A 25335-nucleotide genomic window follows, 5' to 3' on the forward strand; every position below is an offset into this window, starting at 1 on the left:
GGGGGGGTGCTCCGGAAGGCGTTTCGTTATTGGGCGTGGTTCAGCGCGATGTCGAGCGCGTCGAAGTTGCGCAGGCGCCGGCCAGCAGCGATGCCGGTCACCGGACGGTTGCAGATCAGCGGCACGCGCTGCTCGGACACGCCGCCGTGCGAGCGCAGCGGCACTTCGAGCGCCGACAGGTCGTGGCGGCTCGCCGAGGTGCCGATCACCGTGTTGCGCTCGCTCACCACCACGATGTCGCCGATGCGGTCGGGCGGCAGTTCGAAGCGCTGCGCGGCGTCCTTGCGCGAGAGCACGAACTCCATGCCCGGCACGCGCTGGATGCGGTCGATCCAGCCCGGCACGCGCGCCTCGTCGGGTGCGTACACGGTCGCGAACGAACCGAGGGCGCCGTGGTGCACCACGTAGGGGTCGGTGATCGGCAGGATCACGCGGGCCACGCCGGCGCCGTACCACTCGTCCAGCACGTCCTGCAGGTAGATGACGTTGGGCGAGCCGTCGGCGCCGTGCTTGTCGTTCATGCCGTGGTCGGCGGTGACCACGATGGTGGCGCCCAGCGCATCGAGCTGCGCGAGGTAGCCGTCCATCATCGCGTAGAAGGCGTTGGCCGCCGGGCTGCCCGGCGCGGCCTTGTGCTGCACGTAGTCGGTGGTCGAGAGGTACATGAGGTCGGGCCGCTGCCGCTCCATCAGCTTCACGCCCGAGGCGAACACGAACTCCGAGAGCTCCGCGCTGTAGACCGAAGGCACCGGCATGCCGACCATGCCGAGCACGTCGTCGATGCCGTTTTCTTCCATCGTCACCTGGTCCGACTTCTCCGACGAGAAGCAGATGCCCTTCATGCGGTGGCCCAGGAGCTTGCGCAGCTTGTCCTTGGCCGTGACCACCGCCACCTTGGCGCCCGCATCGGCGAACGCGGCCAGCACGGTGCCGGCGCGCAGGTACTTGGGGTCGTTCATCATCACTTCCTGGCCCAGCTCGCGGTCGAAGAAGTAGTTGCCGCAGATGCCGTGCACCGCGGGCGGCACGCCGGTCACGATCGACAGGTTGTTCGGGTTGGTGAACGAGGGCACCACGCAATCGCCCAGCAGGTTGGCGCCCGACTTGATCATGCGATCGAAGTACGGGGCGACGCCGGCCGCGATGGCCGCGTCGAGGTAGGCCGGCTCGCTGCCGTCCACGCACACGACCACGACGGGGCGCGCCATCCAGCGATAGCTCCTGGCATTGACTTCGAGTGTCTCCGGTGTCATTTCAGACTTCCTTTTGGGGTGGGTTGTTCGATGCCGCGGCCGCGTCGGAATCGGCGCGGCCGAAGGCCTTGTGCATGCGTGCGCGGCTGCCGGCGACATGCTCGCGCAGCGCGCGCCCGGCCGTCTCGGGGTTGCCGCTCGCGATGGCCTCGACGATGTGGCTGTGCTCGTCGGCCGAGACCCTGAGGCCCCCGCCGCTGTCCAGGGCGCGCATCCTGAAGAGGTGCAGCTCCTTCACGAGGCGCTTGTAGGTTTCGGTGAGCTTCCTGCTGCCGGCCGTGTCGAGCAGGATCTCGTGGAACTGCAGGTTGAGCTGCGCGTACTGCTCCACGTCCTGCGCCTGGCCCGCCGAGCGCATCGCGTCGACCATGGCGCGCAGCCGCACGATCGCGTCGGGCGCAATGGCCAACGCCACGCGGCGGCCGATGATTTCCTCGAGTGCTTCCCGCAGTTCGTAGATCTCGTCGGCTTCCTCGAAGGCGATTTCTCGCACGAAGACGCCGCGGTTCTTTTCGTTGCGCACGAGGCCGGCTTCTTCGAGTGCGCGCAGCGCTTCCCGGATCGGGCCGCGGCTGGTGTTGAAGCGCTGCGAGAGCTCGCTCTCGTTGATGCGGCTGCCCACGGGGAGTTCGCCGGTCATGATCAAACGCTCGATTTCTTCCTGCATCAGCATCGGCAGCGAGCTGGATTGGAGAAACGCGAGGGCGGCGGAGTGATTGCTGGTGACCATGGGACGTATTTTCCCGAAGAATTGAAAACTGTCAACAATCTTTTATTGACAGTCATCAATCGTCAATCTACATTGCGTTCACCGACCTTGGCACGCCCATTGCCGGCGCCCGCCACTCACCCCTTCAGTGACAGCAAGCCCTCTCAGGAGAAAACAGATGACGATGAAACCAAGCACGCGCCGTCTCACGGCGGCCCTGTGTGTTGCAGCCCTCGGCTTCATGGCCGGCAGTGCATGGGCGCAAAAGACCCCGCTCCTGGTCTACACGGCGCTCGAAACCGACGCCATGAAGCTCTACAAGGACGCCTTCGAGAAAGCCAACCCCGACATCGAGGTGAAGTGGGTGCGCGACTCCACCGGCATCGTCACCGCCAAGCTGCTGGCCGAAAAAGCCAACCCGCAGGCCGACGTGGTGGCCGGCCTGGCCGCCAGCAGCCTCGCGCTGCTGCAGCAGGAAGGCATGCTCCTTCCCTATGAGCCCAAGGGCTTCAAGGACCTGAACCCCGCCTATTCCGACGCCGCGCGCCCACCGGCGTGGGTCGGCATGGACGTCTGGGCCGCGACCATCTGCTTCAACCGCGTCGAGGCGCAGAAGCTCGGCCTGCCCAAGCCCGAGACCTGGAAGGACCTGGCCAAGCCGGTCTACAAGGGCACCATCTCGATGCCGCACCCGGCCTCCAGCGGCACCGGCTATCTCGACGTGTCCTCCTGGCTGCAGAACATGGGCGATGCCGAAGGCTGGAAGTACATGGACGCGCTGCACCAGAACATCGCGCAGTACGTGCACTCGGGCTCCAAGCCCTGCAAGCAGGCGGGCGCGGGCGAGTTCCCGATCGGCATCTCCTTCGAGTTCCGCGCGCACCAGGTCAAGAAGTCGGGCGCGCCGGTGGACCTGATCTTTCCGAAGGAGGGCCTGGGCTGGGACATCGAGGCCACCAGCCTCATGAAGACCAGCGCGAAGCTGCCGCAGGCCAAGCGCTTCGCCGACTGGATGGCCAGCAAGGAGGCCAACCAGATCACCGCCACCTGGTGGGCCGTGGTCGCCTACCCCGGCGTGGCATCGAAGCTCGAAGGCATCCCCGAGAACTACGAAAAGCTGCTCGCCAAGAACGACATCAACTGGGCGGCCAAGAACCGCGAACGCATCCTGGCCGAGTGGAGCAAGCGCTACGAAGGCAAGGCCGAACCCAAGTAGGGCTCGCCCCCAGGCTGCGCGCACTTCGTGTCGCTTCGCCAACCCCCTGACGGGGGCGACACCTGCGGCCCGGCAAAGCCGGTTCCGCGGTGTCTCGCGAAGAAGCCCGATCCGCCCGATGCCCTTCTTCAACCTGCGACGCCCAGCCCTTGCGGCGCCTGCAAACGACGAGTGCGAAAAATGGACATGACCGACACCCGATTCATTGCCAGCCCGGTACCGACGAACGCCCCCGCAGCGCTGGAGATCATCGGCGTGCGCAAGGACTTCGAATCCTTCAGCGCGCTGCGCGACGTGCACCTGCGCGTGAACCCGGGCGAGATGCTGTGCTTCCTCGGCCCCTCGGGCTGCGGCAAGACCACGCTGCTGCGCATCATCGCGGGGCTGGAAACGCAGACCGCCGGACAGATCCTGCAGAACGGCAAGGACGTCTCGTGGCTCTCGCCGGACAAGCGCGACTACGGCATCGTGTTCCAGTCGTATGCGCTCTTTCCCAACCTGTCGATTGCCGAGAACATCGGCTATGGCCTGGTCAACAGCCGCGCCAGGCGTGGCGAGATCAAGGCGCGCGTCGAAGAACTCCTCAAACTCGTCGGCCTGCCGACCTCGGGCAGCAAATACCCGAGCCAGCTCTCCGGCGGCCAACAGCAGCGCGTGGCATTGGCCCGCGCGCTGGCCACGCGCCCCGGCCTCCTGCTGCTCGACGAGCCCCTGTCGGCGCTCGACGCGCTGGAGCGCATCCGCCTGCGCGGCGAGATCCGCCGGCTGCAAAAGCAGGTCGGCATCACCACCATCATGGTCACGCACGACCAGGAAGAGGCGCTGTCGATGGCCGATCGCATCGTGGTCATGAACCACGGCGTGATCGAGCAGGTCGGCACGCCCATGGAGGTCTACGAACAGCCGGCCACGCCCTTCGTGGCGGACTTCGTAGGCAAGGTCAACGTGCTGCGTTCGGTGGCGCTGGGCAACCACCGCTTCCAGGTCGGCGACATGGAGCTCGAATGCGATGCCTGCGACGGCGCCTTCGAACCGGGCGAGGCCGTCAATCTCTATCTCCGCCCCGAAGACCGCGCGGTCGAGCACCTGGGCGACGACACGCCCAACCGCCTGCGGGCCAAGGTGACGAAGGTCGAGTTCCTCGGCGGCCTCTGCATCGCCGAGGTGACCGCCGATGCGCTGCACGGGCAGGTGCTGGGCCTGCACTTCTCGCTCAACCAGCTGCACGACCTGGACATCCGCGAGGGCAACACCATCGACATCGCGCTGCGCGCCAACCGCATCCGCGCTTTCTCGGCCGCACGCACGCCCAAGCCATGAGCACGCTGGCCCATCCCACCGCCATGAAGGCCTCGTTCGCCACGCGGCCCACGATGCGCTGGAGCCGCGACGAAACCATCGCGCGCGCCATCCTGTTCGTCGTGATGGCGATGCTGTTCGTGTTTCTCATCGCGCCGCTCGCCACCATCCTCGCGCACGCGGTGCAGGACAAGGACGGCCGCTTCGTGGGCCTGGCCCACTTCATCACCTACTTCCAGACGCCGAGCCTGCTGCGCGCGGCCTGGAACTCCATCTGGGTCTCGGCGGCGGTGGTGGCGATCTCGGTGCCCACGGCCTTCGTCTTCGCCTACGCGCTCACGCGCAGCCGCATGCCGGTGGCGCTGAAGGCGGTGTTCCGGCTGATCGCGCTGATCCCGCTGCTGGCGCCCTCGCTGCTGTCGGCCATCTCGTTCGTGCAGTGGTTCGGCAACCAGGGCGCGCTCAAGTTCCTCCTGGGCGGCGTGTCGATCTACGGCGCGCCGGGGATCATCATGGCCGAGGTCTACAACACCTTTCCGCATGCGCTGATGATCCTGGTCACCTCGCTGTCGCTGGCCGACGGCCGGCTGTACGAGGCGGCCACCGCGCTGCGCACGCGGCCGCTGCGCCAGTTCATGACCATCACGCTGCCCTCGTGCAAGTACGGCCTCATCAGCGCGGCCACGGTGGTCTTCACCTACGTGGTGAGCGACTTCGGCGCGCCCAAGGTGATCGGCGGCAACTTCAACGTGCTGTCGGTCGATGTGTTCAAGCAGGTGGTGGGGCAGCACAACTTCTCCATCGGCGCGGTGGTGGGCATGCTGCTCTTGCTGCCCTCGATCGTCTCGTTCGTCATCGACTACGTGGTGCGGCGCAAGCTGAAGGCGCAGCTCACCGCGCGCTCGGTGCCCTACAGCCCCAAGCGCCGCAAGGTGGCCGACACGCTGCTCACGCTGTTCTGCACCGCCGTGTGCGGCCTGCTGCTCGCGACCATCGGCATGGCGATCTACACCTCGCTGATTTCGCTCTGGCCCTACGACCTCTCGCTCACGCTCAAGCACTACCACTTCGTGCTGGTCGAGAGCGACATGGCCGCGGCCTACGGCAACAGCCTGCTCGTGGCCATGGTCACCGCGGTGGCCGGTTCACTGATCGTCTTCGTGGGTGCCTACCTGATCGAGAAGACGCGCAACCTGGGCCTCATGCGCAAGGGCATGCACCTGATGGCGGTGCTCTCGATGGCGGTGCCGGGCCTGGTGCTGGGCCTGGGCTACGTGATGTTCTTCAACCATCCGGCCAATCCGCTGAACTTTTTGTACCAGACGATGGCGATCCTGGTCATCTCGATGGTGGTGCACTACTACACATCGAGCCACCTCACGGCGGTGACGGCGCTCAAGCAGATCGACAACGAGTTCGAGGCCGTGTCGGCCTCGCTCAAGGTGCCGTTCTTCAAGACCTTCCTGCGCGTGACGGTGCCGGTGTGCCTGCCGGCCATCCTGGACATCGGGCGCTACTTCTTCGTGGTGTCGATGGCGAGCCTGTCGTGCGCCATCTTTCTCTACACGCCCGAGACCATCCTCGCCTCGGTCGCGATCATGCACCTGGACGACGCCGGCGACATCGGCCCCGCTGCGGCGCTCGCGAGCCTGATCGTGGTCACCTCGACGCTGGTGTGCATCGCCTATTCGCTGCTCACGCGCGTGCTGCTCGCGCGCACGCAGGCCTGGCGCAACCTCAGCCGCGGCTGACGCAGGCCTTCTTCCTCTTTCCTCATTCCTCTTTCCTCATCCCCTTTCCCGCCTGGAGACACCATGAGTCAAGCCCCCCACCCCATCCTGCTCACCCCCGGCCCCCTCACCACCTCGGACCGCACCCGCCAGGCGATGCTGCGCGACTGGGGATCGTGGGACGCCGACTTCAACCAGATCACCGCGCGCATCAGGAAGGAAGTGCTGAACATCGTGCACGGCACGGGCACGCACGAGTGCGTTCCGCTGCAGGGCAGCGGCACCTTCTCGGTGGAGGCGGCCATCGGCACGATCGTTCCGCGCAACGGCCATGTGCTGGTGCCGAGCAATGGCGCGTACTGCCAGCGCCTGGCCAAGATCTGCAAGGTGCTGGGCCGCAAGCTCACCACCATCGACTACACGGAAGAAAAGCAGGTCTCGCCCGCCGACGTCGACCGTGCGCTGGCCGCCGACCCAAGCATCACGCACGTGGCGCTGGTGCATTGCGAAACCGGCGCCGGCGTGCTCAACCCGCTGCACGAGATCGCGCTGGTGGTTGCCAAGCACGGGCGCGGCCTGATCATCGACGCGATGAGCTCCTTCGGCGCGCTGGAGATCGATGCGCGCAAGACGCCCTTCGACGCGGTGGTCGCCGCCTCGGGCAAGTGCCTGGAAGGCGTGCCGGGCATGGGCTTCGTCGTCGTCAAGCGCAGCACGCTGGAGAAATGCGAAGGCAACTGCCACTCGCTGAGCATGGACCTGTACGACCAGTGGGTCTACATGGAGAAGACCACGCAATGGCGCTTCACGCCGCCCACGCACGTGGTGGCCGCGCTGGACACGGCCATTGCGCAGTACATCGAGGAAGGCGGCCTCGCCGCGCGCGGCGGGCGCTATGCGCGCAACTGCAAGGGGCTCATCGATGGGCTGGCCGCGCTGGGCTTTCGCAGCTTTCTCGACCCGGCGATCCAGGCGCCGATCATCGTCACCTTCCACGCGCCCGACGACGCCAACTACGACTTCAAGACCTTCTATCAAGAGGTGAAGAAGCGCGGCTACATCCTCTACCCCGGCAAGCTCACGCAGGTGGAGACCTTTCGCGTCGGCTGCATGGGGCACTTCGGCGAGGCCGGCATTCCGGGTGCGGTGGCGGCCATCGCCGACACGCTCAAGGCGATGAACATTCGCCAGGTCAGCGCGCCAGTTGCTGCATGAGCGCCGCGCCGGGCCGCCGCACGCAAGCTCGCACCGCAGCGCGAAGCACGAAGGGACACCGATGAGCGAAACGACGCCACGCCGCTACATCCTCACGCTGACCTGTCCGGACCGCACCGGCATCGTGGCGGCCGTGGGCAGCTTCATCGCCAGCCACGGCGGCCTGATCTCGCAGGCCGCGCAGCACGGCGATGCGCTGCACAACCGCTTCTACATGCGCGTGGAGATCCAGGCCGACACGCTGCCCTTCTACCTGGATGAATTCCGCGAGCGCTTCGCCCCGCTCGCCAGGCAGTTCGAGATGGAATGGGGCATCTCCGACAGCTCGGTGAAGAAACGCATGGTGGTGCTGGTGAGCAAGCTGGACCACTGCCTGAACGACCTCCTGCACCGCTGGCGCAACAAGGACCTGCACTGCGAGATCCCGTGCGTCGTCTCCAACCACAACGACCTGCGCTCCTTCGTCGAGTGGCACGGCATCCCCTACTTCCACGTGCCGGTGACGCCCGAGACCAAGGAGCAGGCCTACGCCGAAGTGGAGCGCCTGTTCCGCGAATTCAGCGGCGACTTCATGGTGCTCGCGCGCTACATGCAGGTGCTGTCCGACGGCATGACCGAGCGCCTGCGCAACCGCATCATCAATATCCATCACAGCTTCCTGCCGGCCTTCGTCGGCGGCAAGCCGTACCACCAGGCCTTCGAGCGCGGCGTGAAGATGACCGGCGCCACCAGCCACTACGTGACCGCCGAGCTCGATGCCGGGCCGATCATCGAACAGGGCGTGATCGACATCGACCACGGCAACTCGATCGAGGAGATGGTGCGGCTGGGCAAGGACATCGAGAAGAGCGTGCTCTCGCGCAGCGTACGCCACCACCTGGAAGACCGGATCCTGGTCCACCGCAACAAGACCGTGGTCTTCAAGTAACCCCCCCCATCGGACAAACCCCCAACACACCATGACGGCGCCACTTCCCTCTCACGCACAGGTCGTCATCGCGGGTGGCGGCATCGCCGGCTGCAGCGCGGCCTACCACCTCACCCAGCTCGGCTGCACCGACGTGATCGTGCTCGAGCAGGGCCAGCTCACCTGCGGCACGACCTGGCACGCCGCCGGGCTGGTCGGCCAGCTGCGCGCGAACCGCAGCATGACGAAGATGAGCCGCTACGGCATCGACCTGTACGCCTCGCTCGAAGCCGAGACGGGTCTTGCCACCGGCTGGAAGCAGTGCGGCAGCATCACCGTGGCGCGCACGCCCGAGCGCATGACGCTGCTCAAGCGCACCATCGCCACGGCGCGCAGCTTCGGCATCGAGGCGGAGTTCATCACCCCCGCCGAAGCGCTCGAACTGTGGCCGCTGATGCGCATCGACGACCTCGTGGGCGCCGTCTGGCTGCCCGGCGACGGCAAGGCCAACCCCACCGACCTCACGCAGTCGCTGGCCAAGGGCGCGCGCAACCGCGGCGCGAAGGTCTTCGAGGGCGTGCAGATCACCGGCACGCTCATCGAGCACGGCCGCATCGTGGGCGTGGAGACCAACCAGGGCACGGTGCGCTGCGAGAGCTTTCTCAACTGCGCGGGCCAGTGGGCGCGCGAGCTGGGCACGATGTCGGGCGTCAACATCCCGCTGCACTCGGCCGAGCACTTCTACCTGGTCACCAAGGAGATCGAAGGCGTGCACCGCGACCTGCCGGTGCTGCGCGACCCCGACGGCTACATCTACTACAAGGAAGAAGTCGGCGGCCTCGTGATGGGCGGCTTCGAGCCCGTGGCCAAGCCCTGGGGCATGGACGGCATTCCGCCCAGGTTCGAGTTCCAGCTGCTGCCGGACGACATGGACCAGTTCCAGATCCTGCTGGACGAGGCGGTGCACCGCACGCCGGCGCTGGAGACCACCGAGATCAAGCTGTTCCTGAACGGCCCCGAGAGCTTCACGCCGGACGGCAACTTCATCCTGGGCGAAGCGCCCGAGGTGCGCGGCTATTTCGTGGCCGCCGGCTTCAACTCGGCCGGCATCGCCAATGCGGGCGGTGCCGGCAAGCTGATCGCCGAATGGATCGTCGGCGGCGCCGCGCCGGCCGATTTGCTCGATGTGGACATCCGCCGCTTCGCGCCCTTCAACAGCAACAAGCGCTGGCTCAAGGAGCGCACGGTCGAAGCGCTCGGGCTGCACTACGCCATGCGCTGGCCGCGCCACGAGCTGGAATCCGGCCGGCCGCTGCGCCGCTCGCCGCTGTACGACAAGCTCAAGGCCAAGGGCGCCGCCTTCGGCAGCAAGCTCGGGTGGGAGCGCGCGAGCTGGTTCGCGTTGCCGGGCCAGAAGGCGGAGGCGCGCTACGGCTTCGGCCGCCCCGACTGGCTCGATGCCTGCATCGCCGAACAGAGGGCCGTGCGGCAGGACGTGGTGGTCTTCGACCAGACCTCGTTCGGCAAGCTGATGGTGCAGGGGCGCGACGCCGAGCTGCTGCTGCAGCGCCTGTGCGCCAACGACGTGGCCGTGAGGCCCGGCAGCATGGTCTACACCGCCTTGCTCAACGAGCGCGGCGGCTTCGAGAGCGACCTCACCGTCATGCGGCTTGCGGCCGACTGCTTTCTCATCATCACCGGCTCGGCGCAGCCGTACCGCGACATCGGGCACATCCAGCGCCACCTGCAGCCGAACGAGCATGTGACGGTGACGGACGTGACCTCGGGCTACTGCACGCTCACGGTGACCGGACCGAAGGCGCAGCAGCTGTTGTCGCGCGTCACGCCGCAGGACCTGGGCAAGGAAGCGTTCCCGCAATCGGCCGTGATCGAGATCGACGTGGGCCATGCGCGTGCGCTCGCGGCCAAGGTCTCGTACGTCGGCGGCCCCGGATGGGAGCTGTACATCCCCACCGAGATGGCGGTGCATGTGTACGACACGCTGTTCGAAGCGGGCGCCGACCTGGGCCTGCGCGATGGCGGCTACTACACGATCGACGCCCTGCGCATCGAAGCCGGGCGCCGCGCCTTCGGCCTGGAACTGGGGCCGGACGAGAACCCCTTCGAGGCGGGCCTGGAGTTCGCGGTGCAACTGGACAAGCCGGTCGCGTTCATCGGACAGGCCGCCCTCTCGAAGATCGCGCCGGAGCGGCTTTCCAAGCGGCTCCTGATGTTCACGCTCGACGACGAACAGGCCTTCGCCTGGGGCGGCGAGCCGATCCTTCGCAACGGCAAGGCCGTGGGCGAGCTGACCTCCACCGCCTGGAGCGCGGTGCTCGGGCGGATGGTGGTGATGGGCTATGCGCGCAGCGCCGAACCGCTGACGCGCGACGAGGCGATGCAGGGTTCCTACGAAATCGACATCGCTGGTCATCGCTTCGCCGCCACGGCACAATCTCGGCCGCCTTACCCGTCGCTCGTGAAAGCCGCGCTCGAACAGCGCCGCCAATAACGGAACCAGAACGCGGACGGCTGGGAGACGAGGTATCTCTTCGGGGTACACATGACTGCACAGAACTTTCTGCATCTCTGGGACAGCAGCTTTCTCTACGTCACGCCGGCCATCGAGTCGGACCTGACGGCCCGCTCCTCGGTCACGCTGCTGGCCTCGGTCAGCGGACATCCGTTCCGGCTGGAAGCCGCCGACGGCACGCGCGCGCTCTGCACGGCCGCAGTGGTCGCGGCCGGCGCGCAGCGGCGCCTGTATGTCGAAGGTTGCGGGCTGCTTTCGCTCAACCTCGATCCGGGGTCCGGCGCCTACCGCACGCTGTCGCAATGGATGGGCGAGCGGGGCATCGTGCCGGTCGATGCGCAATGCTTCGGCCGGCTGCGCGACAACTTCGAGGCGGCGCAGTGCGGCGCGCTGGCCGAGCATCACCTGCAATCGCTCAGCGCGCGGATGGTGGAAGCGATCACCGAACGCCCCGAGCCCGCGCGCGGACTCGATCCGCGCATCGACAGCGTGATGCGCGTCGCCAGGTCGCATGCGGGCCCGCTGCCGCTGCAGGACCTGTCCGAGGTGGCCTGCCTGTCGCCCGACCGCCTGACCCATCTGTTTCGCGAGCAGACGGGCGTGTCGATCAAGAACTACCTGCTGTGGTCCAAGGTCCGCCGTTCCGTGCAGCAGTTCGCCAGCGGCCGGCCGCTGGCCGACATCGCGCTGGACGGCGGCTTCGCCAGCGCGGCCCACATGAGCCGCACCTTCCAGTGCTCCTTCGGCCTGCCGCCGTCGTTCCTCTCGCGCCAGGTGCGGCTGACGGCGGACGACCAGGCGGAACGCGCCTGGGGCCTGTGAACGCGGTGCGGCCGACGTGCACCGGCCCGGTCGCACCGTCTCGTTTTCACCTAGAACCTTAGCGGCTGCATGAAAGTGGGCGCCGCTGTCCCTGTCTACGCTTCCCGGGTGACGGAAACGAAGAAGACAAGAGACAAGAGAGGTTCCCCGTGCGCTCCCGCTTATCGACACCCGCCAGGCTCGGACTGGGCGCCGCAGCCCTGCTGACGGCGCTCGGCGCCTGGCTTTTTCTCGCCGACACCGACAGCCATGCCGCCGCGGCCGGCCCATCGGCCAACGCGGCGGCACCGGCCGCTTCGCAAGCACCGGCGACGACCCGGGAAGGCGTCGTGCTCGCCAGGCGCGCTGCCGGCTATACCGCTTTCGCGCCCGGTGCATCGCCCTACCTCACCTCGGCCGGTGCGCGGGAACGAGGCCTGGACATCGTGCAGCTTCGGCGCGACCTGGCCGGCACCGGCAAGGACGTGGCGCAGGAGGTGGAGCGCATCGTCGCGCTCGCGCGGTTCAGGGACCGCATGGACACCCTCGCCAGGGTGCTGCCGACACTGAGCGACGAGGAGCGGCGCGCGGAGTCCTACGCGATCGTGGACCAGATGCCCCGACACGTTGCCAACGGCGAGATCCTGCCCGTGGAGGCCATCGCCTCCACCCGGGCGCTGATCCAGATCGGAGAGTCGGACCCCGCGATCCGGGACGAGCTCACGAAAAGGCTGACCGGGTCGCTGCAATCGCACGCCCGGCAGATGCTGGGGCCGGAGCCCACCTCCGAGCCCCGCTACCAGAGCTACACGCAGGCCAGGAACCAGATGGCCAGCGAAGTGCAGGCTGCCGTGCAGGACCCCGAGGAGCGGCAGCGGGTGATGGCGCAAAGAGAGTTCGAGATCAGAAGCCGCCACTACTGAATCCTTCATCGCAAAAAATCAGGAGCCACACAACATGAATCCGACACGAGTTTTCTGGAGCGTCGCGGCCGCACTGGCCTTGTCGCTCTCGATGGGCGCGGCCAGCAGCGCGCCGCCGCCCGCGCAGGAAGGCGCCACGCAAAGCAGCCGCGCCGATGCGCAGGCCTTCATCGACGAAGCCACGCGCAAGTACAACGCGGGCCTGGTGAACAGCGCCAAGCCCGGGCAGGCCATCGTTCCCGCCGCGGGACCCAACTGGTCGGCCGACCTGGACACCTGGGTCGAATACACCTTCCCCGCGAGCTCGGGCGCATCGTGCATGAACGGAACGCCCTACCGCATGTACTACAAGGTCTCCTCCGATGCCGGCATGCGCGACAAGGTGCTGGTCGACTTCGAGGGCGGCGGCGCCTGCTGGAACTTCGACTCGTGCCGCCCCGGCGCCGACCTCGGCGCGGCCAATCCGGACGGGCTGCCCTCGGGCTACATCCAGGGCAACGGCATCGTCTCCAACACCGCGCCGCAGTTGATCTCGCCGGTGCTGGAGGGCAACACCTTCCTGGTCGAGGCGGCCGCGCGCCTTCTCTTCGGGCGAGGCTCGGGCAAGCTGGACGACGGCTGGTGGGGGCGCCTCTGGCAGACGACCACGGCGCCTGAAACGCAGAAGTGGACGAAGGTGGTCTTTCCGTACTGCACGGGCGACGTCTCCGCCGGCGCGAGCTTCAGGTCGTTCAACGATCCGGCCGCGCCCGACGATGCGACCAAGACCAAGTACGTCAACTTCAACGGCCTGAACAACGTGCGCGCGGCCATGAGGTTCCTGCAGGACAACAAGTTCACCCAGAGCCTCTCGGACAAGGGCTACCTGCAGCAACTGCTGGTCTACGGCGGCAGCGCGGGCGGCTATTCGGCGCAGTTCAACTACCCGATGATCCGGCAGGCGCTCGCCGGCGAGAAGACGCGCGTCGCGCTGCTCAACGACTCGGGCCCGCTGCTGACGGCACCGGTCTACAACGCGGGCGAAACCATCTCGCCGGCCGACCTGGAGAAGACGCCCGCCGCCAAGTTCTGGCAACTGGCGGCCCACACATGGGGCTTCTTCCAGCAGCCGCTGGCGGCCGACATCCGCGTCCCCGGCCACCCCGAATACGCCGAGCAGGCCAGCGGCGTGATCGCGCGGTGGGAGAAGACGACGGGCAAGAAGCTCAACATCACCAAGGCCACCGGCGGCGACACCGGCAGCTTCAGCACGCTGCTGTCCAGGCGCTACCCCGACGACCGCTTCGGGCTCGCGAGCTTCCAGCAGGACCAGGTCATCTCGCGCTTCTTCTTCGTCGGGGCGCAGAACGCCGAGGTCGCAGGCCTGGAGGGCTCGGCGCTGCGCGATGCCAAGCTCGAGCTCTTTCACAAGGAGCTGGACCTGGTGCGCGCGAACCTCGGTCCGCTGCCCAACTTCGGCTACTACATGCCGTGGTCGCGGTACCTCGTGATCGGCAGCCACGTCACGACGGCGCTGACCTTCGCGGGCACCGAGACCTCGCGCGCCGCGAACATGCGCGACGACGGCGGCCGCATCCAGCCGGCCTTCGACGGCGATGTGGGGCACTTCCTGAACAACCTGCTGAGCGCCAACAGCCTGGAGGCGGAGCCCGTGCTGAAGGAAGTGGGCCCGGAGAAGGCCGAGCCGCTGAACCTGGCCGGGGTGGCGGGCTGGCTGCTGTCGCTGTTCAACGTGTTCGGCTGACCGGCGCCAGGCCGGGCGCGAGGCGCGTCAAAGGCTGCAGGTGCGAAAACCGAAGAAGCCGTCGTCGCGCTCCGGCAGCGCGAAGCCCCGGCGGCGCGGCGAACGAAGCCGCGCACGCGTGGCGAACGATGCGCCGCGCAACACACGCGCACGGCCGAAGGCGGCCACCGGATCGAACTCGCCGCCCGCGCTCCACGGATCGGCGCGGAACCCCGGCCACGGCTGCAGCGTGCCCGCGGTCCACTCGTGCACGTCGGCCCAGCGGAAGCCGCGCCGCGCCGCGGTGTGCGCCGCGATCTCCCACTCGACCTCGGTCGCGATGCGGCGCCCCGCCCAGCGCGCCCAGGCGTCGGCCTCCCACCAGCTCAGGTGCACGGCGCTGTGGTGCCCTGCCGCGCGCACCGTGACGCCGAAGCGGTGCTGCAGCACCGAGCCGCCGGTGCCGTTGCGCGCCGCGCCGATCTGCTCGACATGGCGCGGCCCGCGCCGTCCCTCCACCTGCGCGGCCAGCCAGCGCCAGCCCTCGGCCTGCCACAGCTCCTCGCGGTCGTAGCCACCGTCGTCGACGAATTCGATGTACTGGTTCCAGGTGACCGGTTGCGCATCGATCTCGAACTCGGGCACGTCGATGCGGTGCGCGGCGCGCTCCTGCGCAAAGGCAAAGCCGCTCCCGGACAGGCCCAGCTCCCAGCGCGTGGCGGGCACCAGGAGCGGCTCGTGCGTGACGGCGATGGGCGCCTGCTCGATGCCCAGGGGCAGCCCGAGCGTCTGCGCCATCACCACGAACTGCTCGCCGCGCAGGTCTTCGTGGAACAGCGCGAGGCGATAGAAGTACAGGCCCGCATCGGTCTCGGCCGCGTGCTCGAGCAGCTCGAGCGTGCTCTCCAGCGTTTCGAGCAGGTAGGCCTTGGTCTGGCCGAGATACGGCAGGTCGGCCGACCAGCGGCGGCCGGGCGCGCTCTGCGCCGGGTTCCACCAGTCGTCGGCGCTCGGCTCGATGGCCGCCAGCCGCGTGGGCCGCACCGGGCAGTCGATGCCGAAGGCGCGCTGCGTGTTGCGGCCGATCCACCATTCCGCGAACCAGCCGATGTGCCCAGCCAGCCACACCGGGGGCACCACGCCTTCGTCCTCGGGCACGGGCGGCACGGCGAGGGCCTCGGAGCCCAGCGCCTCTTCGTACAGGGTCAGCAGGTGAAGCGTGTGGTTGCGCGCGTCGATCAGGGCCAGCGAGAGCAGGTCGCGGCCAGCGCGGCACATGTCGGGCGAATCGATGGAATGCGGCGCCGCCCCGGCGGCAGACGAGGTGCGTCTCGGTGTCTGGGCCATGACGGCATTATGACCAGCCGCAGCCCCTGGGTACGCCCTCAAGGAACTTTTCCAGTACACCGATAGAATCCGCACCGCCTCACGCACCCGACCCGCTGGCACACAAGGCCAGCGCGTCGGGTGCCTTCGTATCTGGGGCATCCAATACAAAAATGGAGACGTAATGCAAGGCTTGCTCAAGCTGTCCCGGGCCATCGACTGGCTCAACGCCCAAGTGGGCAAATACGCCATCTGGCTCATCCTGGCCGCCACGGCGATCAGCGCCCTCAACGCGATCGTGCGCAAGGTCTTCAACACCAGTTCCAACGCCTTCCTCGAAGTGCAGTGGTACCTGTTTGCCTGGTCCTTCCTGATCGCCGCCGGCTACACGCTGCTGCATCGGGAGCACGTGCGCATCGACGTGCTCAACAGCCGCCTGTCCAAGCGCAAGCAGGTGTGGATCGACATCCTCGGCTTCGCGTTCTTCCTCACGCCGCTGTGCCTGACGGTGCTCTACCTGTCGATGCCCGTGGTGATCCAGATGTACCAGTCGGGCGAGATGTCGGGCAACTCGGGCGGCTTGATCCGCTGGCCCGTGTGGGCGGCGTTGCCGTTCGGCTTCACGCTGCTGCTGCTGCAGGGCTGGTCGGAGCTGATCAAGCGCATCGCCTTCCTGCGCGGCCAGGGCCCCGACCCGATGGGCCGGCTGACCGACAAGACGGCCGAGGCCGAACTCATCGAAGCGCTGCGCCTGCAGGCCGAGGCGGACGCCGCCAAGGCGGCCGCTGCTGCTGCAGCAGGCACGGGCACGGGCGCGACGCCCAAGCCGCAACACTGAACCGCCGGGCGCCAGAAAAAAACACCATGGAATTCATCGTCGCCAACTTCGCCCCGATCATGTTCGCGGGGCTCATCTGCTTCCTGCTGCTGGGTTTCCCGGTGGCGTTCAGCCTCGGGGCCTGCGGCCTCTTCTTCGGTTTCGTCGGCATCGAGCTGGGCGTGTTCCAGTCGTCGGTGATGGCCTGGCTGCCGCAGCGGCTGATCGGCATCATGGCCAACGACACACTGCTGGCCGTTCCCTTCTTCACGCTCATGGGGCTCGTCCTGGAGCGCAGCGGCATGGCCGAGGACCTGCTGGACACCGTCGGCCAGGTCTTCGGTCCGATGCGCGGCGGCCTCGCCCTGGCGGTGATCTTCGTCGGCGCGCTGCTGGCGGCCACCACCGGCGTGGTGGCGGCCTCGGTCATCTCGATGGGCCTGATCTCGCTGCCGATCATGCTGCGCTACGGCTACGACCGGCGCCTTTCCAGCGGCGTCATCGCCGCCTCGGGCACGCTGGCGCAGATCATTCCGCCCTCGCTGGTGCTGATCATCATGGCCGACCAGCTCGGCAAGAGCGTCGGCGACATGTACAAGGGCGCCTTCCTGCCCGGCTTCATGCTGATGGGCCTGTACGTGCTGTACGTGGTGTTCCTGGCGATCTTCAAGCCCACGCAGGTGCCCGCGCTGCCGCCCGAGGCACGCACCTTCCGCGAGCCCGATGGCAGCGGCGGCTACACCTCGCTGGTGGGCATCACCGCGCTGTCGGCGGTCGTGGCCGTGATCCTCGCGCGCAACATGGAGGCCGTGCACACCTGGTTCCAGGGCCGTGAAGTGACCTTCGTGGCGACCGACGAAAAAGTCGTGGTGGCCATGTGCGGCGGCGTGTTCGTGGCGCTGGTGATCGCTCTCATCAACAAGGGCCTGAAGCTCAACCTGCTGTCGCGCCTGGCCGAGCGGGTCACCTTCGTGCTGATTCCGCCGCTGCTGCTGATCTTCCTGGTGCTGGGCACCATCTTCCTGGGCGTGGCCACGCCCACCGAAGGCGGGGCGATGGGCGCCATGGGCGCGCTGGTCATGGCCTGGGTCCGCCGGCGCATGAGCTTCTCGCTGCTCAAGCAGGCGCTGGGCTCGACCACGCGGCTGTCCAGCTTCGTGATGTTCATCCTGATCGGCGCCACAGTGTTCAGCCTGGTGTTCCAGGCCGCCGATGGCCCGATCTGGGTGGAGCACCTGCTGTCGTCGCTGCCCGGCGGCCCGGTGGGCTTCCTGATCGCGGTGAACGTGCTGGTGTTCTTCCTGGCGTTCTTCCTCGACTACTTCGAGCTGTCGTTCATCGTGGTGCCGCTCCTGGCGCCGGTGGCGCACAAGCTGGGCATCGACCTGATCTGGTTCGGCGTGCTGCTCGCAGTGAACATGCAGACCTCGTTCATGCATCCGCCCTTCGGTTTCGCGCTGTTCTTCCTGCGCTCGGTCGCACCCGAGAAGCAGTATGTGGACCGCGTGACCCAGAAGGTCATGGAGCCCGTCACCACGATGCAGATCTACAAGGGCGCGATCCCGTTCGTGCTGATCCAGCTCACCATGGTGGGCATCCTCATCGCGTTCCCGCAGATCGTGACCGGCAGCCTGGACAAGGAGGTCAAGGTCAACCTGGACGACATCGGCGCGCAGATGCGCGACAGCCTGAAGTCCGACGAGGGCGCGACGCCCACCGATCCCTATGGCGGCCCCGAGGAGGCCGCACCGGGCGCAGCGCCGAAAACCGAGCCGGACGCCGCTCCAGGTGCCGCTCCAGGTGCCGCGCCCGCGGTGCCGGAACCGTCGGCGGAAAGCACCGAGAGCGATCCGATGAAGGCGATGCAGGACGCGCTCAAGGCGCAGAACCCCAAGCCCTGAGCACTGAACGGAGCCTCCTCCCCCAGGAGGCAGGCCCCATGAAAAAAGGCCGGTCCGCGAAAGCAGACCGGCCTTTTTGCCGCGTGCCGCCGACAAGCCGGCGGCAGCGCGTCGCGTCAGATCTTGACCGAGTTCATGTACTGGTTGAACGGGTACTCCGAGAAGCGGTTCCACAGGATCTGGTCGCGCTGGAAGGCGCGCATGTCCTGGTGGATCTTCTTGAAGTCGGCCGACTTGGCTTCGTGCTCGGCGAACACTTCCATCGAGGCCTTGAAGCCCGCGTCCATCACGGCCTTGGGGAACGGCTTGAGCTGCGTCTTGGCGGCCACGAGGCGCTTGATCGCGAGCGGGTTGAAGGCGTCGTACTTGGCGATCATGTCGCGCGCGGCAACCTTGGTGGCCGCATCCAGGATGGCCTTGTTCTCGTCCGACAGCTTGGCCCAGGCCTTGTTGTTGATGAAGAACTCCAGGTCGGCGCCGCCTTCCCACCAGCCGGGGTAGTAGTAGTACGGCGCAACCTTGTTGAAGCCCAGCTTCTCGTCGTCGTACGGGCCGACGAACTCGGCGGCGTCCAGCGTGCCCTTCTCGAGCGCCTGGTACACATCGCCGGCGGGCATGTTCTGCGACACCACGCCCAGCTTGGCCATGGCCTCGCCGAACACGCCGCCGCCCATGCGCATCTTCAGGCCCTTCAGGTCTTCGACCGCCTTGATTTCCTTGCGGTACCAGCCGCCCATCTGCGTGCCGGTGTTGCCGGCGCTGGCGGTACGGAAGTTGTACTGCGCGAAGAAGGCGTCCAGGAGCTTGCGGCCGTTGCCGTACTCTTTCCACGAATCGGTCTGGCGCGCGGTCAGGCCGAAGGGCACGGCGCAGCTGAACGCGAAGATCGGGTCCTTGCCGGTGAAGTAGTAGGCGGCGGTCTGCGCCATCTCGAGCGTGTCGCCCTGCAGCGCGTCGACGACGCCGAACGCGGGCATCAGTTCGCCGGCGGGGTGGGCCGAAATCTCGAACTTGCCGCCCGACAGCGCCTTGACGGTCTTGGAGAGCATTTCAGCGCTGCCGAAAATCGTGTCGAGCGAGCGAGGGAAGCTCGACGCGAGGCGCCAGCGCACTGCTGCCTGCGCATGCACGGCGGGTGCAATGCCGGCGGCCAAAACGCCGGCGATGCCAGCGTTTTTGATGAGGGAACGACGATCCATTGATTCACTCCGGGTTCTTTTGAAAAAAACGAAACGCGGCTTGTGGCCGCGTTGGGGACTTTTGTATAAGTCTTCTTGATTGTAAAAACCGCCTTACAGGCGTCCGGCGGGGGTTTACCCTGCGACGGCGCCGAAGCGTTGCGTGATCGATGCCGCAATGCCCGCTGCATCGAGCCCGATCGATGCGAGCAGCTTGGCCGGATCGCCGTGTTCGACGAAGCGGTCGGGCAGGCCCAGCTGCAGCACGGGCTTTTGCACGTTGGCCGCCTGCAATGCCTCGAGCACCGCACTGCCCGCGCCGCCCATGGTGGCGCCCTCTTCGAGCGTGACGATGGCATCGTGCGTGCCCGCCACCTTCAGCAGCAGTTCGACGTCCAGCGGCTTGGCCCAGCGCATGTTGACCACCGTCGCATCGAGCGATTCGGCTGCGGTGAGCGCGGGATACAGGAGCGAACCGAACGCGAGGATCGCGATGCGCTTGCCTTCGCGGCGCACTTCGCCCTTGCCGAGCGGCAGCCCGGCGAGCGTGAGGTGCGGCGCGACGCCGGCACCCGCGCCGCGCGGGTAGCGCACGGCCACTGGATGGTTCTGCTCGTAGGCGCTCGTGAGCAATTGGCGCAACTCGCGTTCGTCCGCGGGGCAGGCGATGCTCATGTTGGGAATGCAGCGCAGGAACGGGATGTCGTAGGCACCCGCGTGCGTGGCACCGTCGGCGCCCACGAGGCCCGCGCGGTCGAGCGCGAACACCACCGGCAGGTTCTGGATCGCGACGTCGTGGATCAGCTGATCGTAGGCGCGCTGCAAAAAGGTCGAGTAGATCGCGACCACGGGCTTGAGGCCTTCGCATGCGAGGCCCGCCGCGAAAGTCACCGCGTGCTGCTCGGCGATGCCGACGTCGTAATAGCGATCGGGAAAGCGCTGCTCGAACTCCACGAGCCCCGAGCCTTCGCGCATCGCGGGCGTGATGCCCACGAGCCGGCCGTCGTGCGCGGCCGTGTCGCACAGCCACTGGCCGAACACCTGCGTGAAGGTCTGCTTGGCCACCGCGGCGGACTTGACGAGGCCCACCTGCGGATCGAACTTGCCGGGCCCGTGGTAGGCCACCGGATCGGCTTCGGCCAGCTTGTAGCCCTGCCCCTTCTTCGTGACCACGTGCAGGAACTGCGGGCCGCTCAGGTGCTTCAGGTTCTCCAGCGTGGGCACCAGCGAATCGAGGTCGTGGCCGTCGATCGGGCCGACGTAGTTGAAGCCGAACTGTTCGAAGAGCGTCGCCGGCACGACCATGCCCTTGGCATGCTGCTCGAAGCGCTTGGCGAGTTCGAAGAGCGGCGGCGCGGCGCGCAGCACGCTCTTGCCCACGTTCTTGGCAGCGGCGTAGAAATTGCCGCTCATCAGCTGCGCGAGATAGCGGTTGAGCGCGCCCACCGGCGGGCTGATCGACATGTCGTTGTCGTTCAGGATCACCAGGAGCTTGCAGTCGCACACGCCCGCGTTGTTGAGCGCCTCGAAGGCCATGCCGGCCGTCAATGCGCCGTCGCCGATGATGGCCACGGTGTAGCGGTCTTCGCCCTTCTGCTTGGCGGCCATCGCCATGCCGAGCGCGGCCGAGATGCTGGTGGACGAGTGCGCAGTGCCGAAGGTGTCGTACTCGCTCTCGCTTCGCTGCGGAAAGCCCGAGATGCCGCCGATCTGCCTGAGCGTGGGCATGCGCTCGCGCCGGCCGGTGAGGATCTTGTGCGGATAGGTCTGGTGGCCCACGTCCCACACCAGCCGGTCGTGCGGCGTGTTGAACACGTGGTGCAGCGCGACCGTCAACTCGACCGTGCCGAGGTTGGAGCTCAGGTGGCCGCCGGTGCGCGAGACGTTGTCGAGCACGCAGGCGCGCACCTCGTCGGACAGTTGCCGCAGCTGTGCACGGTCGTACTGGCGGATCGGCGAGGGGTCGTGGAGAGTGGGAAGCAGCGGAGCCATGTGGAGTGTTGTTCTTTTCTCAGTGGTGGCGGTCGACCACCATGTGGGCCAGCGCGCGCAACGCGGCGGTGTCGGCCAGGCCGCTCCTGGCCAGGGCGGCGAGCGCATCGGCCAGCAGTTGGCGGGCCTGCGTGCGCGCGCCGTCCAGGCCGAGCAGCGACACGTAGGTGGGCTTGTCGGCGGCGGCATCCTTGCCGGCGGTCTTGCCCAGGGTTTGCGAATCGGCGGTGACGTCCAGGATGTCGTCCACCACCTGGAATGCGAGACCGATGGCCGCGCCGTATTCGCACAGCGCCTTCAGCGCGGCGGTGGACACGTGGCCGCAGGCGGCGCCCATCTCGACACTGCCCTGCAGCAGCGCGCCGGTCTTCAGGCGGTGCATTTCGCGCAGCTGTGCTTCGTTCAGTGCGATGCCGACGCTCGCGAGATCGATCGCCTGGCCGCCCGCCATGCCCTGGCTGCCCGCGGCGCGCGCGAGCAGGCGGCACAGCGTGGCCTGCGTGGCCGCGGGAATCTCGTCGCCCTCGGGCGTGAGCAGCTCGAAGGCCAGCGCCTGCAGCGCATCGCCCGCGAGCAGCGCATCGGCCTCGCCGAACTTCACATGCACCGTGGGCTTGCCGCGGCGCAGCACGTCGTTGTCCATGCAGGGCAGGTCGTCGTGCACCAGCGAATAGGCGTGGATCAGTTCGGTGGCGCAGGCCGCGCGCAGCGCGGCGGCTTCGTTGCCGCCGACCGCTTCGCTGGCCGCGAGCACCAGGAGCGGCCGCAGCCGCTTGCCGCCGTCGAGCACCGCATAGCGCATCGCATCGCCCAGCAGCACCGGCGAATCGACGCCGACCCAGCGCGAGAGCGCCGCTTCGACGCGGGCCAGGTGCGGTTCGCTCCAGCCGGCGAGCCGGGCGGCATTCCAGTCGGTCATGGTGGCCGCGCTCATTCGGCCGTCCAGACCTTCAGGCTGCCCGCGTCGAGCACCTTGATCTGGTCTTCGACCGCCTGCAGCTTGTCGCGGCAGAAGGCGAGCAATGCGGCGCCGCGCTGGTAGCTGCCCAGCAGTTGGTCCAGCGGCAACTGGCCCGATTCGAGTTCTGCGACCAGTTGCTCCAGTTCCTGAAGCCCGGCTTCGTAACTGGCGGGCAACGGCCCCGTATCGGGCGTGGCCGCCGGGCTGGAAGAGGAAGGGGAAGGCACCTTGGGCATGCAACGGAACGTGGGTGAAACGGGGCATTTTAGGACGGGGACCGAATCGGACGGCGGCCGCCGCCGGGCCGCCCCAAGGCGAGCCGCGCCTCCCCCTCGGGGGGTGGCGAATTACACGAAGCGAAGCGCAGTGAAAAGCCGGGGGGCGAAATGAAATGCGGCCGCCGCCGGGCCGCCCCAAGGCGAGCCGCGCCTCCCCCTCGGGGGGTGGCGAATTACACGCAGCGAAGCGCAGTGAAAAGCCGGGGGGCCAAAAAATGCCCACCGGGTACAATGCGAACTCTTCTTGTTGGCAAACCAACACACTCTTCGGGCCGTTGAACCTTCCAGACGGCGCCTTCCGTTATTTCCTTTTTTTCTCCCTGTGGGGAGCTTGGTCAGGTCCTCCATGTCTGATTTAAGTCTTCAACTGCAGCAGGCCGCGAGCCAACTTCCAGTTTCCGCGTATTTCGACGAGGCCTTGTACGCCCGCGAAATGCAAAACCTTTTCTCGCGAGGGCCCCGCTACGTCGGCCATCGCCTCGCCGTGCCCGAAATGGGCAACTTCCACACCCTGCCCCAGGAGCACCAGGGGCGCGCGCTGGTCCATACGCCCAAGGGCGTGGAGCTGATCTCCAACGTGTGCCGCCACCGCCAGGCGCTGATCCTGCAGGGCCGCGGCCAGCTGGACAACCAGGCCGGCGGCAACATCGTCTGCCCGCTGCACCGCTGGACCTACGCCGCGAGCGATGCGCGCACCACCGGCACGCTGATCGGTGCGCCGCATTTCGACCAGGACCCGTGCCTGAACCTGCACAACTACCCGCTCACCGAGTGGAACGGCCTCCTGTTCGAGAAGAACGCCGATGGCACCGGCCGCGACGTGGCCGCGGACATGCGCGGCCTGGGCCCGCAGGCCGACCTCGACTTCTCGGGCTACGCGCTGGATCGCGTCGAGCTGCACGAGTGCAACTACAACTGGAAGACCTTCATCGAGGTCTACCTGGAGGACTACCACGTCGGCCCGTTCCACCCGGGCCTCGGGAGCTTCGTCACCTGCGACGACCTGCGCTGGGAGTTCAACCAGAACTATTCGGTGCAGACCGTGGGCGTGGCCAACCGCCTCGGCCGCGCGGGCAGCCCGGTCTACCAGAAGTGGCAGGAGCAGTTGCTCAAGTACCGCGACGGCAAGCCGCCCAAGTACGGCGCGATCTGGCTGACCTACTACCCGCACGTGATGGTCGAGTGGTATCCGCACGTGCTCACCGTGTCGACGCTGCACCCGGTGAGCCCGACGAAGACGCTCAACATGGTCGAGTTCTTCTATCCCGAGGAAATCGTCGCCTTCGAGCGCGAGTTCGTCGAGGCCCAGCAGGCCGCCTACATGGAAACCTGCGTGGAAGACGACGAGATCGCCGAGCGCATGGACGCCGGCCGCCGCGCGCTGATGCTGCGCGGCGACAACGAGACCGGCCCGTACCAGAGCCCGATGGAAGACGGCATGCAGCAGTTCCACGAGTGGTACAAGGCCGCGATGCAGAGCACCTGAGTCGATGACTGCCGCGTCGAAGGGTGTTCTGGGAACACCGCGGAACCGGCTTTGCCGGGCCGCAGGTGGTGCCCCCGGTGAGGGGGTAGGAGAAGCGACACGAAGTGCGCGAAGCCTGGGGGAGAGTCAATAGTGCAAGCGCTCTGGATGGTGCTCGGCGCCTTTTTGTTTGCCACGATGAGCGTCGTGGTGAAGGTGGCCTCGCAGTGGTTCAACAGCGGCGAGATGGTGCTGGGCCGAGGCCTCATCGGCATCATTTTTCTCTGGCTCCTCGCGCGCAAGATGCGCATCTCGCTCGCCACCAAGTACCCCGGCATGCACGCCTGGCGCAGCACCATCGGCGTGATCTCGCTGGGCGCATGGTTCTACGCCATCGCGCACATGCCGCTGGCCACCGCCGTCACGCTCAACTACATGAGCAGCGTGTGGGTGGCGGCCTTCCTCATCGGCGGCGCGCTGCTCGCATGGGTGCCGGTGCCCGGCCGCGACGGCCGCGTGGCACGCCCGCCGCTGCAGGGCGCGCTCGCGATGACGGTGCTCGCAGGCTTCATCGGCGTGGTGCTGATGCTCAAGCCCACGGTCAGCGGCAACGAAGGTTTCGCGGGCATGCTGGGCCTGCTGTCGGGCCTCACGGCCGCCTTCGCCTACATGCAGGTGGTGGCGCTCTCGCGCATCGGCGAGCCCGAGCTGCGCACGGTGTTCTATTTCGCGGTCGGCTCGGCCGTGGCCGGCGCCTTCGCCACCGCCGCCACCGGGTTTTCGGGCGGCAGTTCGTGGACGTGGCAGCATGCGCTGTGGCTGCTGCCCATCGGCCTGCTCGCCGCCCTCGGGCAACTCTGCATGACGCGCGCCTACGCCACGGCCAAGACGGAAGCCGGCACCCTCGTGGTGGCCAACCTGCAGTACTCGGGCATCATCTTCGCGGCGTTCTACAGCGTGGTGGTGTTCGACGACCGCATCGATGCCACCGGCTGGGCCGGCATGGCGCTCATCGTCGTGAGCGGCATCGCGGCCACCGTGCTGCGCCAGCGGGCGGTGCCCAAGGCGCCGGCCGAAGAACACTGAAGCATCTCATCCAAGGAGAACA

The 25335-nt window shown here is 67.4% G+C and carries 20 protein-coding genes; 13 read left to right on the forward strand and 7 right to left on the reverse strand.

Annotated features, from left to right (window positions below; all coding sequences use genetic code 11):
• Positions 1 to 26 precede the first annotated feature (26 nt).
• Positions 27 to 1253: a phosphonoacetate hydrolase gene (phnA, locus tag BM133_RS14345; protein WP_093434577.1), complete on the reverse strand. Its 1227-nt coding sequence runs from the start codon at positions 1251 to 1253 to the stop codon at positions 27 to 29.
• A gap of 1 nt (position 1254) precedes the next feature.
• Positions 1255 to 1983 (reverse strand): phosphonate utilization associated transcriptional regulator, encoded by a 729-nt coding sequence (locus tag BM133_RS14350; protein WP_093434579.1) that lies wholly within the window; start codon positions 1981 to 1983, stop codon positions 1255 to 1257.
• 157 nt (positions 1984 to 2140) lie between these two features.
• Here BM133_RS14350 and BM133_RS14355 point away from each other — a divergent pair, with 157 nt between their 5' ends.
• From BM133_RS14355 to BM133_RS14395, 9 genes are all read left to right on the forward strand, one after another.
• Positions 2141 to 3178 carry a putative 2-aminoethylphosphonate ABC transporter substrate-binding protein gene (locus tag BM133_RS14355; protein WP_093434580.1) on the forward strand — a complete coding sequence of 346 codons (1038 nt, stop codon included), beginning with the start codon at positions 2141 to 2143 and terminating at the stop codon, positions 3176 to 3178.
• 180 nt (positions 3179 to 3358) lie between these two features.
• Complete coding sequence (locus tag BM133_RS14360; protein ID WP_093434582.1) at positions 3359 to 4498, forward strand: putative 2-aminoethylphosphonate ABC transporter ATP-binding protein; 1140 nt, start codon at positions 3359 to 3361, stop codon at positions 4496 to 4498.
• Positions 4495 to 6228, forward strand: coding sequence for a putative 2-aminoethylphosphonate ABC transporter permease subunit (locus BM133_RS14365; RefSeq protein ID WP_093434583.1), 1734 nt, complete (start codon positions 4495 to 4497; stop codon positions 6226 to 6228). Before BM133_RS14360 ends, BM133_RS14365 begins: the two co-directional genes overlap by 4 nt.
• 63 nt (positions 6229 to 6291) lie before the next feature.
• The gene (locus BM133_RS14370) at positions 6292 to 7422 is read left to right on the forward strand and encodes a 2-aminoethylphosphonate--pyruvate transaminase (protein ID WP_093434585.1); all 1131 of its coding nucleotides are present in this window, start codon (positions 6292 to 6294) and stop codon (positions 7420 to 7422) included.
• 61 nt (positions 7423 to 7483) lie between these two features.
• On the forward strand, positions 7484 to 8350 hold the full coding sequence (purU, locus tag BM133_RS14375) for a formyltetrahydrofolate deformylase (RefSeq protein ID WP_093435345.1): 867 nt from the start codon (positions 7484 to 7486) through the stop codon (positions 8348 to 8350).
• Positions 8351 to 8381: 31 nt separating this feature from the next.
• Positions 8382 to 10841, forward strand: a complete 2460-nt coding sequence (locus BM133_RS14380; protein WP_093434587.1) for a GcvT family protein — start codon at positions 8382 to 8384, stop codon at positions 10839 to 10841.
• Positions 10842 to 10892: 51 nt separating this feature from the next.
• Positions 10893 to 11684, forward strand: coding sequence for a helix-turn-helix domain-containing protein (locus tag BM133_RS14385; RefSeq protein ID WP_093434588.1), 792 nt, complete (start codon positions 10893 to 10895; stop codon positions 11682 to 11684).
• A gap of 149 nt (positions 11685 to 11833) precedes the next feature.
• Positions 11834 to 12586: a hypothetical protein gene (locus tag BM133_RS14390; RefSeq protein ID WP_093434590.1), complete on the forward strand. Its 753-nt coding sequence runs from the start codon at positions 11834 to 11836 to the stop codon at positions 12584 to 12586.
• 34 nt (positions 12587 to 12620) lie between these two features.
• Positions 12621 to 14330: a pectin acetylesterase-family hydrolase gene (locus tag BM133_RS14395; RefSeq protein ID WP_093434591.1), complete on the forward strand. Its 1710-nt coding sequence runs from the start codon at positions 12621 to 12623 to the stop codon at positions 14328 to 14330.
• Positions 14331 to 14357: 27 nt separating this feature from the next.
• Here the strand turns inward: BM133_RS14395 and BM133_RS14400 are convergent, their stop codons facing one another.
• Complete coding sequence (locus BM133_RS14400) at positions 14358 to 15656, reverse strand: SUMF1/EgtB/PvdO family nonheme iron enzyme (RefSeq protein ID WP_093434593.1); 1299 nt, start codon at positions 15654 to 15656, stop codon at positions 14358 to 14360.
• A 163-nt stretch (positions 15657 to 15819) separates the two neighbouring features.
• Here BM133_RS14400 and BM133_RS14405 point away from each other — a divergent pair, with 163 nt between their 5' ends.
• Positions 15820 to 16473, forward strand: coding sequence for a TRAP transporter small permease subunit (locus BM133_RS14405; RefSeq protein WP_093434594.1), 654 nt, complete (start codon positions 15820 to 15822; stop codon positions 16471 to 16473).
• Positions 16474 to 16499: 26 nt separating this feature from the next.
• Complete coding sequence (locus BM133_RS14410) at positions 16500 to 18353, forward strand: TRAP transporter large permease (RefSeq protein WP_093434596.1); 1854 nt, start codon at positions 16500 to 16502, stop codon at positions 18351 to 18353.
• Between the two features lie 116 nt (positions 18354 to 18469).
• Here BM133_RS14410 and BM133_RS14415 read toward each other — a convergent pair whose 3' ends face one another.
• The 4 genes from BM133_RS14415 to xseB form a co-directional block, all read right to left on the reverse strand.
• Complete coding sequence (locus BM133_RS14415; protein WP_093434597.1) at positions 18470 to 19552, reverse strand: TRAP transporter substrate-binding protein; 1083 nt, start codon at positions 19550 to 19552, stop codon at positions 18470 to 18472.
• 114 nt (positions 19553 to 19666) lie between these two features.
• Positions 19667 to 21523: a 1-deoxy-D-xylulose-5-phosphate synthase gene (dxs, locus tag BM133_RS14420; RefSeq protein ID WP_093434599.1), complete on the reverse strand. Its 1857-nt coding sequence runs from the start codon at positions 21521 to 21523 to the stop codon at positions 19667 to 19669.
• Positions 21524 to 21542: 19 nt separating this feature from the next.
• Positions 21543 to 22457, reverse strand: a complete 915-nt coding sequence (locus BM133_RS14425) for a polyprenyl synthetase family protein (RefSeq protein ID WP_093434600.1) — start codon at positions 22455 to 22457, stop codon at positions 21543 to 21545.
• Positions 22454 to 22720, reverse strand: a complete 267-nt coding sequence (gene xseB, locus BM133_RS14430; protein WP_093434602.1) for an exodeoxyribonuclease VII small subunit — start codon at positions 22718 to 22720, stop codon at positions 22454 to 22456. The genes BM133_RS14425 and xseB overlap by 4 nt, the downstream gene beginning before the upstream one ends.
• Before the next feature lie 388 nt (positions 22721 to 23108).
• On the opposite strand from xseB, the gene BM133_RS14435 reads away from it, so the two are divergent.
• The gene (locus BM133_RS14435) at positions 23109 to 24248 is read left to right on the forward strand and encodes an aromatic ring-hydroxylating oxygenase subunit alpha (protein WP_093434603.1); all 1140 of its coding nucleotides are present in this window, start codon (positions 23109 to 23111) and stop codon (positions 24246 to 24248) included.
• Between the two features lie 147 nt (positions 24249 to 24395).
• Positions 24396 to 25313, forward strand: a complete 918-nt coding sequence (locus tag BM133_RS14445; protein WP_093434605.1) for a DMT family transporter — start codon at positions 24396 to 24398, stop codon at positions 25311 to 25313.
• Positions 25314 to 25335: the final 22 nt, after the last annotated feature.

The organism is Variovorax sp. 770b2, assembly GCF_900115685.1.
Taxonomy (GTDB): Bacteria; Pseudomonadota; Gammaproteobacteria; order Burkholderiales; family Burkholderiaceae_C; genus Variovorax.

What these genes read in the sequence shown, in the direction of transcription:
- phnA (WP_093434577.1), bottom strand. Translation starts at nt 1,253, where the DNA reads ATGACACCGGAGACACTCGAAGTCAATGCCAGGAGCTATCGCTGGATG.
- BM133_RS14350 (WP_093434579.1), bottom strand. Translation starts at nt 1,983, where the DNA reads ATGGTCACCAGCAATCACTCCGCCGCCCTCGCGTTTCTCCAATCCAGC.
- BM133_RS14355 (WP_093434580.1), top strand. Translation starts at nt 2,141, where the DNA reads ATGACGATGAAACCAAGCACGCGCCGTCTCACGGCGGCCCTGTGTGTT.
- BM133_RS14360 (WP_093434582.1), top strand. Translation starts at nt 3,359, where the DNA reads ATGGACATGACCGACACCCGATTCATTGCCAGCCCGGTACCGACGAAC.
- BM133_RS14365 (WP_093434583.1), top strand. Translation starts at nt 4,495, where the DNA reads ATGAGCACGCTGGCCCATCCCACCGCCATGAAGGCCTCGTTCGCCACG.
- BM133_RS14370 (WP_093434585.1), top strand. Translation starts at nt 6,292, where the DNA reads ATGAGTCAAGCCCCCCACCCCATCCTGCTCACCCCCGGCCCCCTCACC.
- purU (WP_093435345.1), top strand. Translation starts at nt 7,484, where the DNA reads ATGAGCGAAACGACGCCACGCCGCTACATCCTCACGCTGACCTGTCCG.
- BM133_RS14380 (WP_093434587.1), top strand. Translation starts at nt 8,382, where the DNA reads ATGACGGCGCCACTTCCCTCTCACGCACAGGTCGTCATCGCGGGTGGC.
- BM133_RS14385 (WP_093434588.1), top strand. Translation starts at nt 10,893, where the DNA reads ATGACTGCACAGAACTTTCTGCATCTCTGGGACAGCAGCTTTCTCTAC.
- BM133_RS14395 (WP_093434591.1), top strand. Translation starts at nt 12,621, where the DNA reads ATGAATCCGACACGAGTTTTCTGGAGCGTCGCGGCCGCACTGGCCTTG.
- BM133_RS14400 (WP_093434593.1), bottom strand. Translation starts at nt 15,656, where the DNA reads ATGGCCCAGACACCGAGACGCACCTCGTCTGCCGCCGGGGCGGCGCCG.
- BM133_RS14405 (WP_093434594.1), top strand. Translation starts at nt 15,820, where the DNA reads ATGCAAGGCTTGCTCAAGCTGTCCCGGGCCATCGACTGGCTCAACGCC.
- BM133_RS14410 (WP_093434596.1), top strand. Translation starts at nt 16,500, where the DNA reads ATGGAATTCATCGTCGCCAACTTCGCCCCGATCATGTTCGCGGGGCTC.
- BM133_RS14415 (WP_093434597.1), bottom strand. Translation starts at nt 19,552, where the DNA reads ATGGATCGTCGTTCCCTCATCAAAAACGCTGGCATCGCCGGCGTTTTG.
- dxs (WP_093434599.1), bottom strand. Translation starts at nt 21,523, where the DNA reads ATGGCTCCGCTGCTTCCCACTCTCCACGACCCCTCGCCGATCCGCCAG.
- BM133_RS14425 (WP_093434600.1), bottom strand. Translation starts at nt 22,457, where the DNA reads ATGAGCGCGGCCACCATGACCGACTGGAATGCCGCCCGGCTCGCCGGC.
- xseB (WP_093434602.1), bottom strand. Translation starts at nt 22,720, where the DNA reads ATGCCCAAGGTGCCTTCCCCTTCCTCTTCCAGCCCGGCGGCCACGCCC.
- BM133_RS14435 (WP_093434603.1), top strand. Translation starts at nt 23,109, where the DNA reads ATGTCTGATTTAAGTCTTCAACTGCAGCAGGCCGCGAGCCAACTTCCA.
- BM133_RS14445 (WP_093434605.1), top strand. Translation starts at nt 24,396, where the DNA reads ATGGTGCTCGGCGCCTTTTTGTTTGCCACGATGAGCGTCGTGGTGAAG.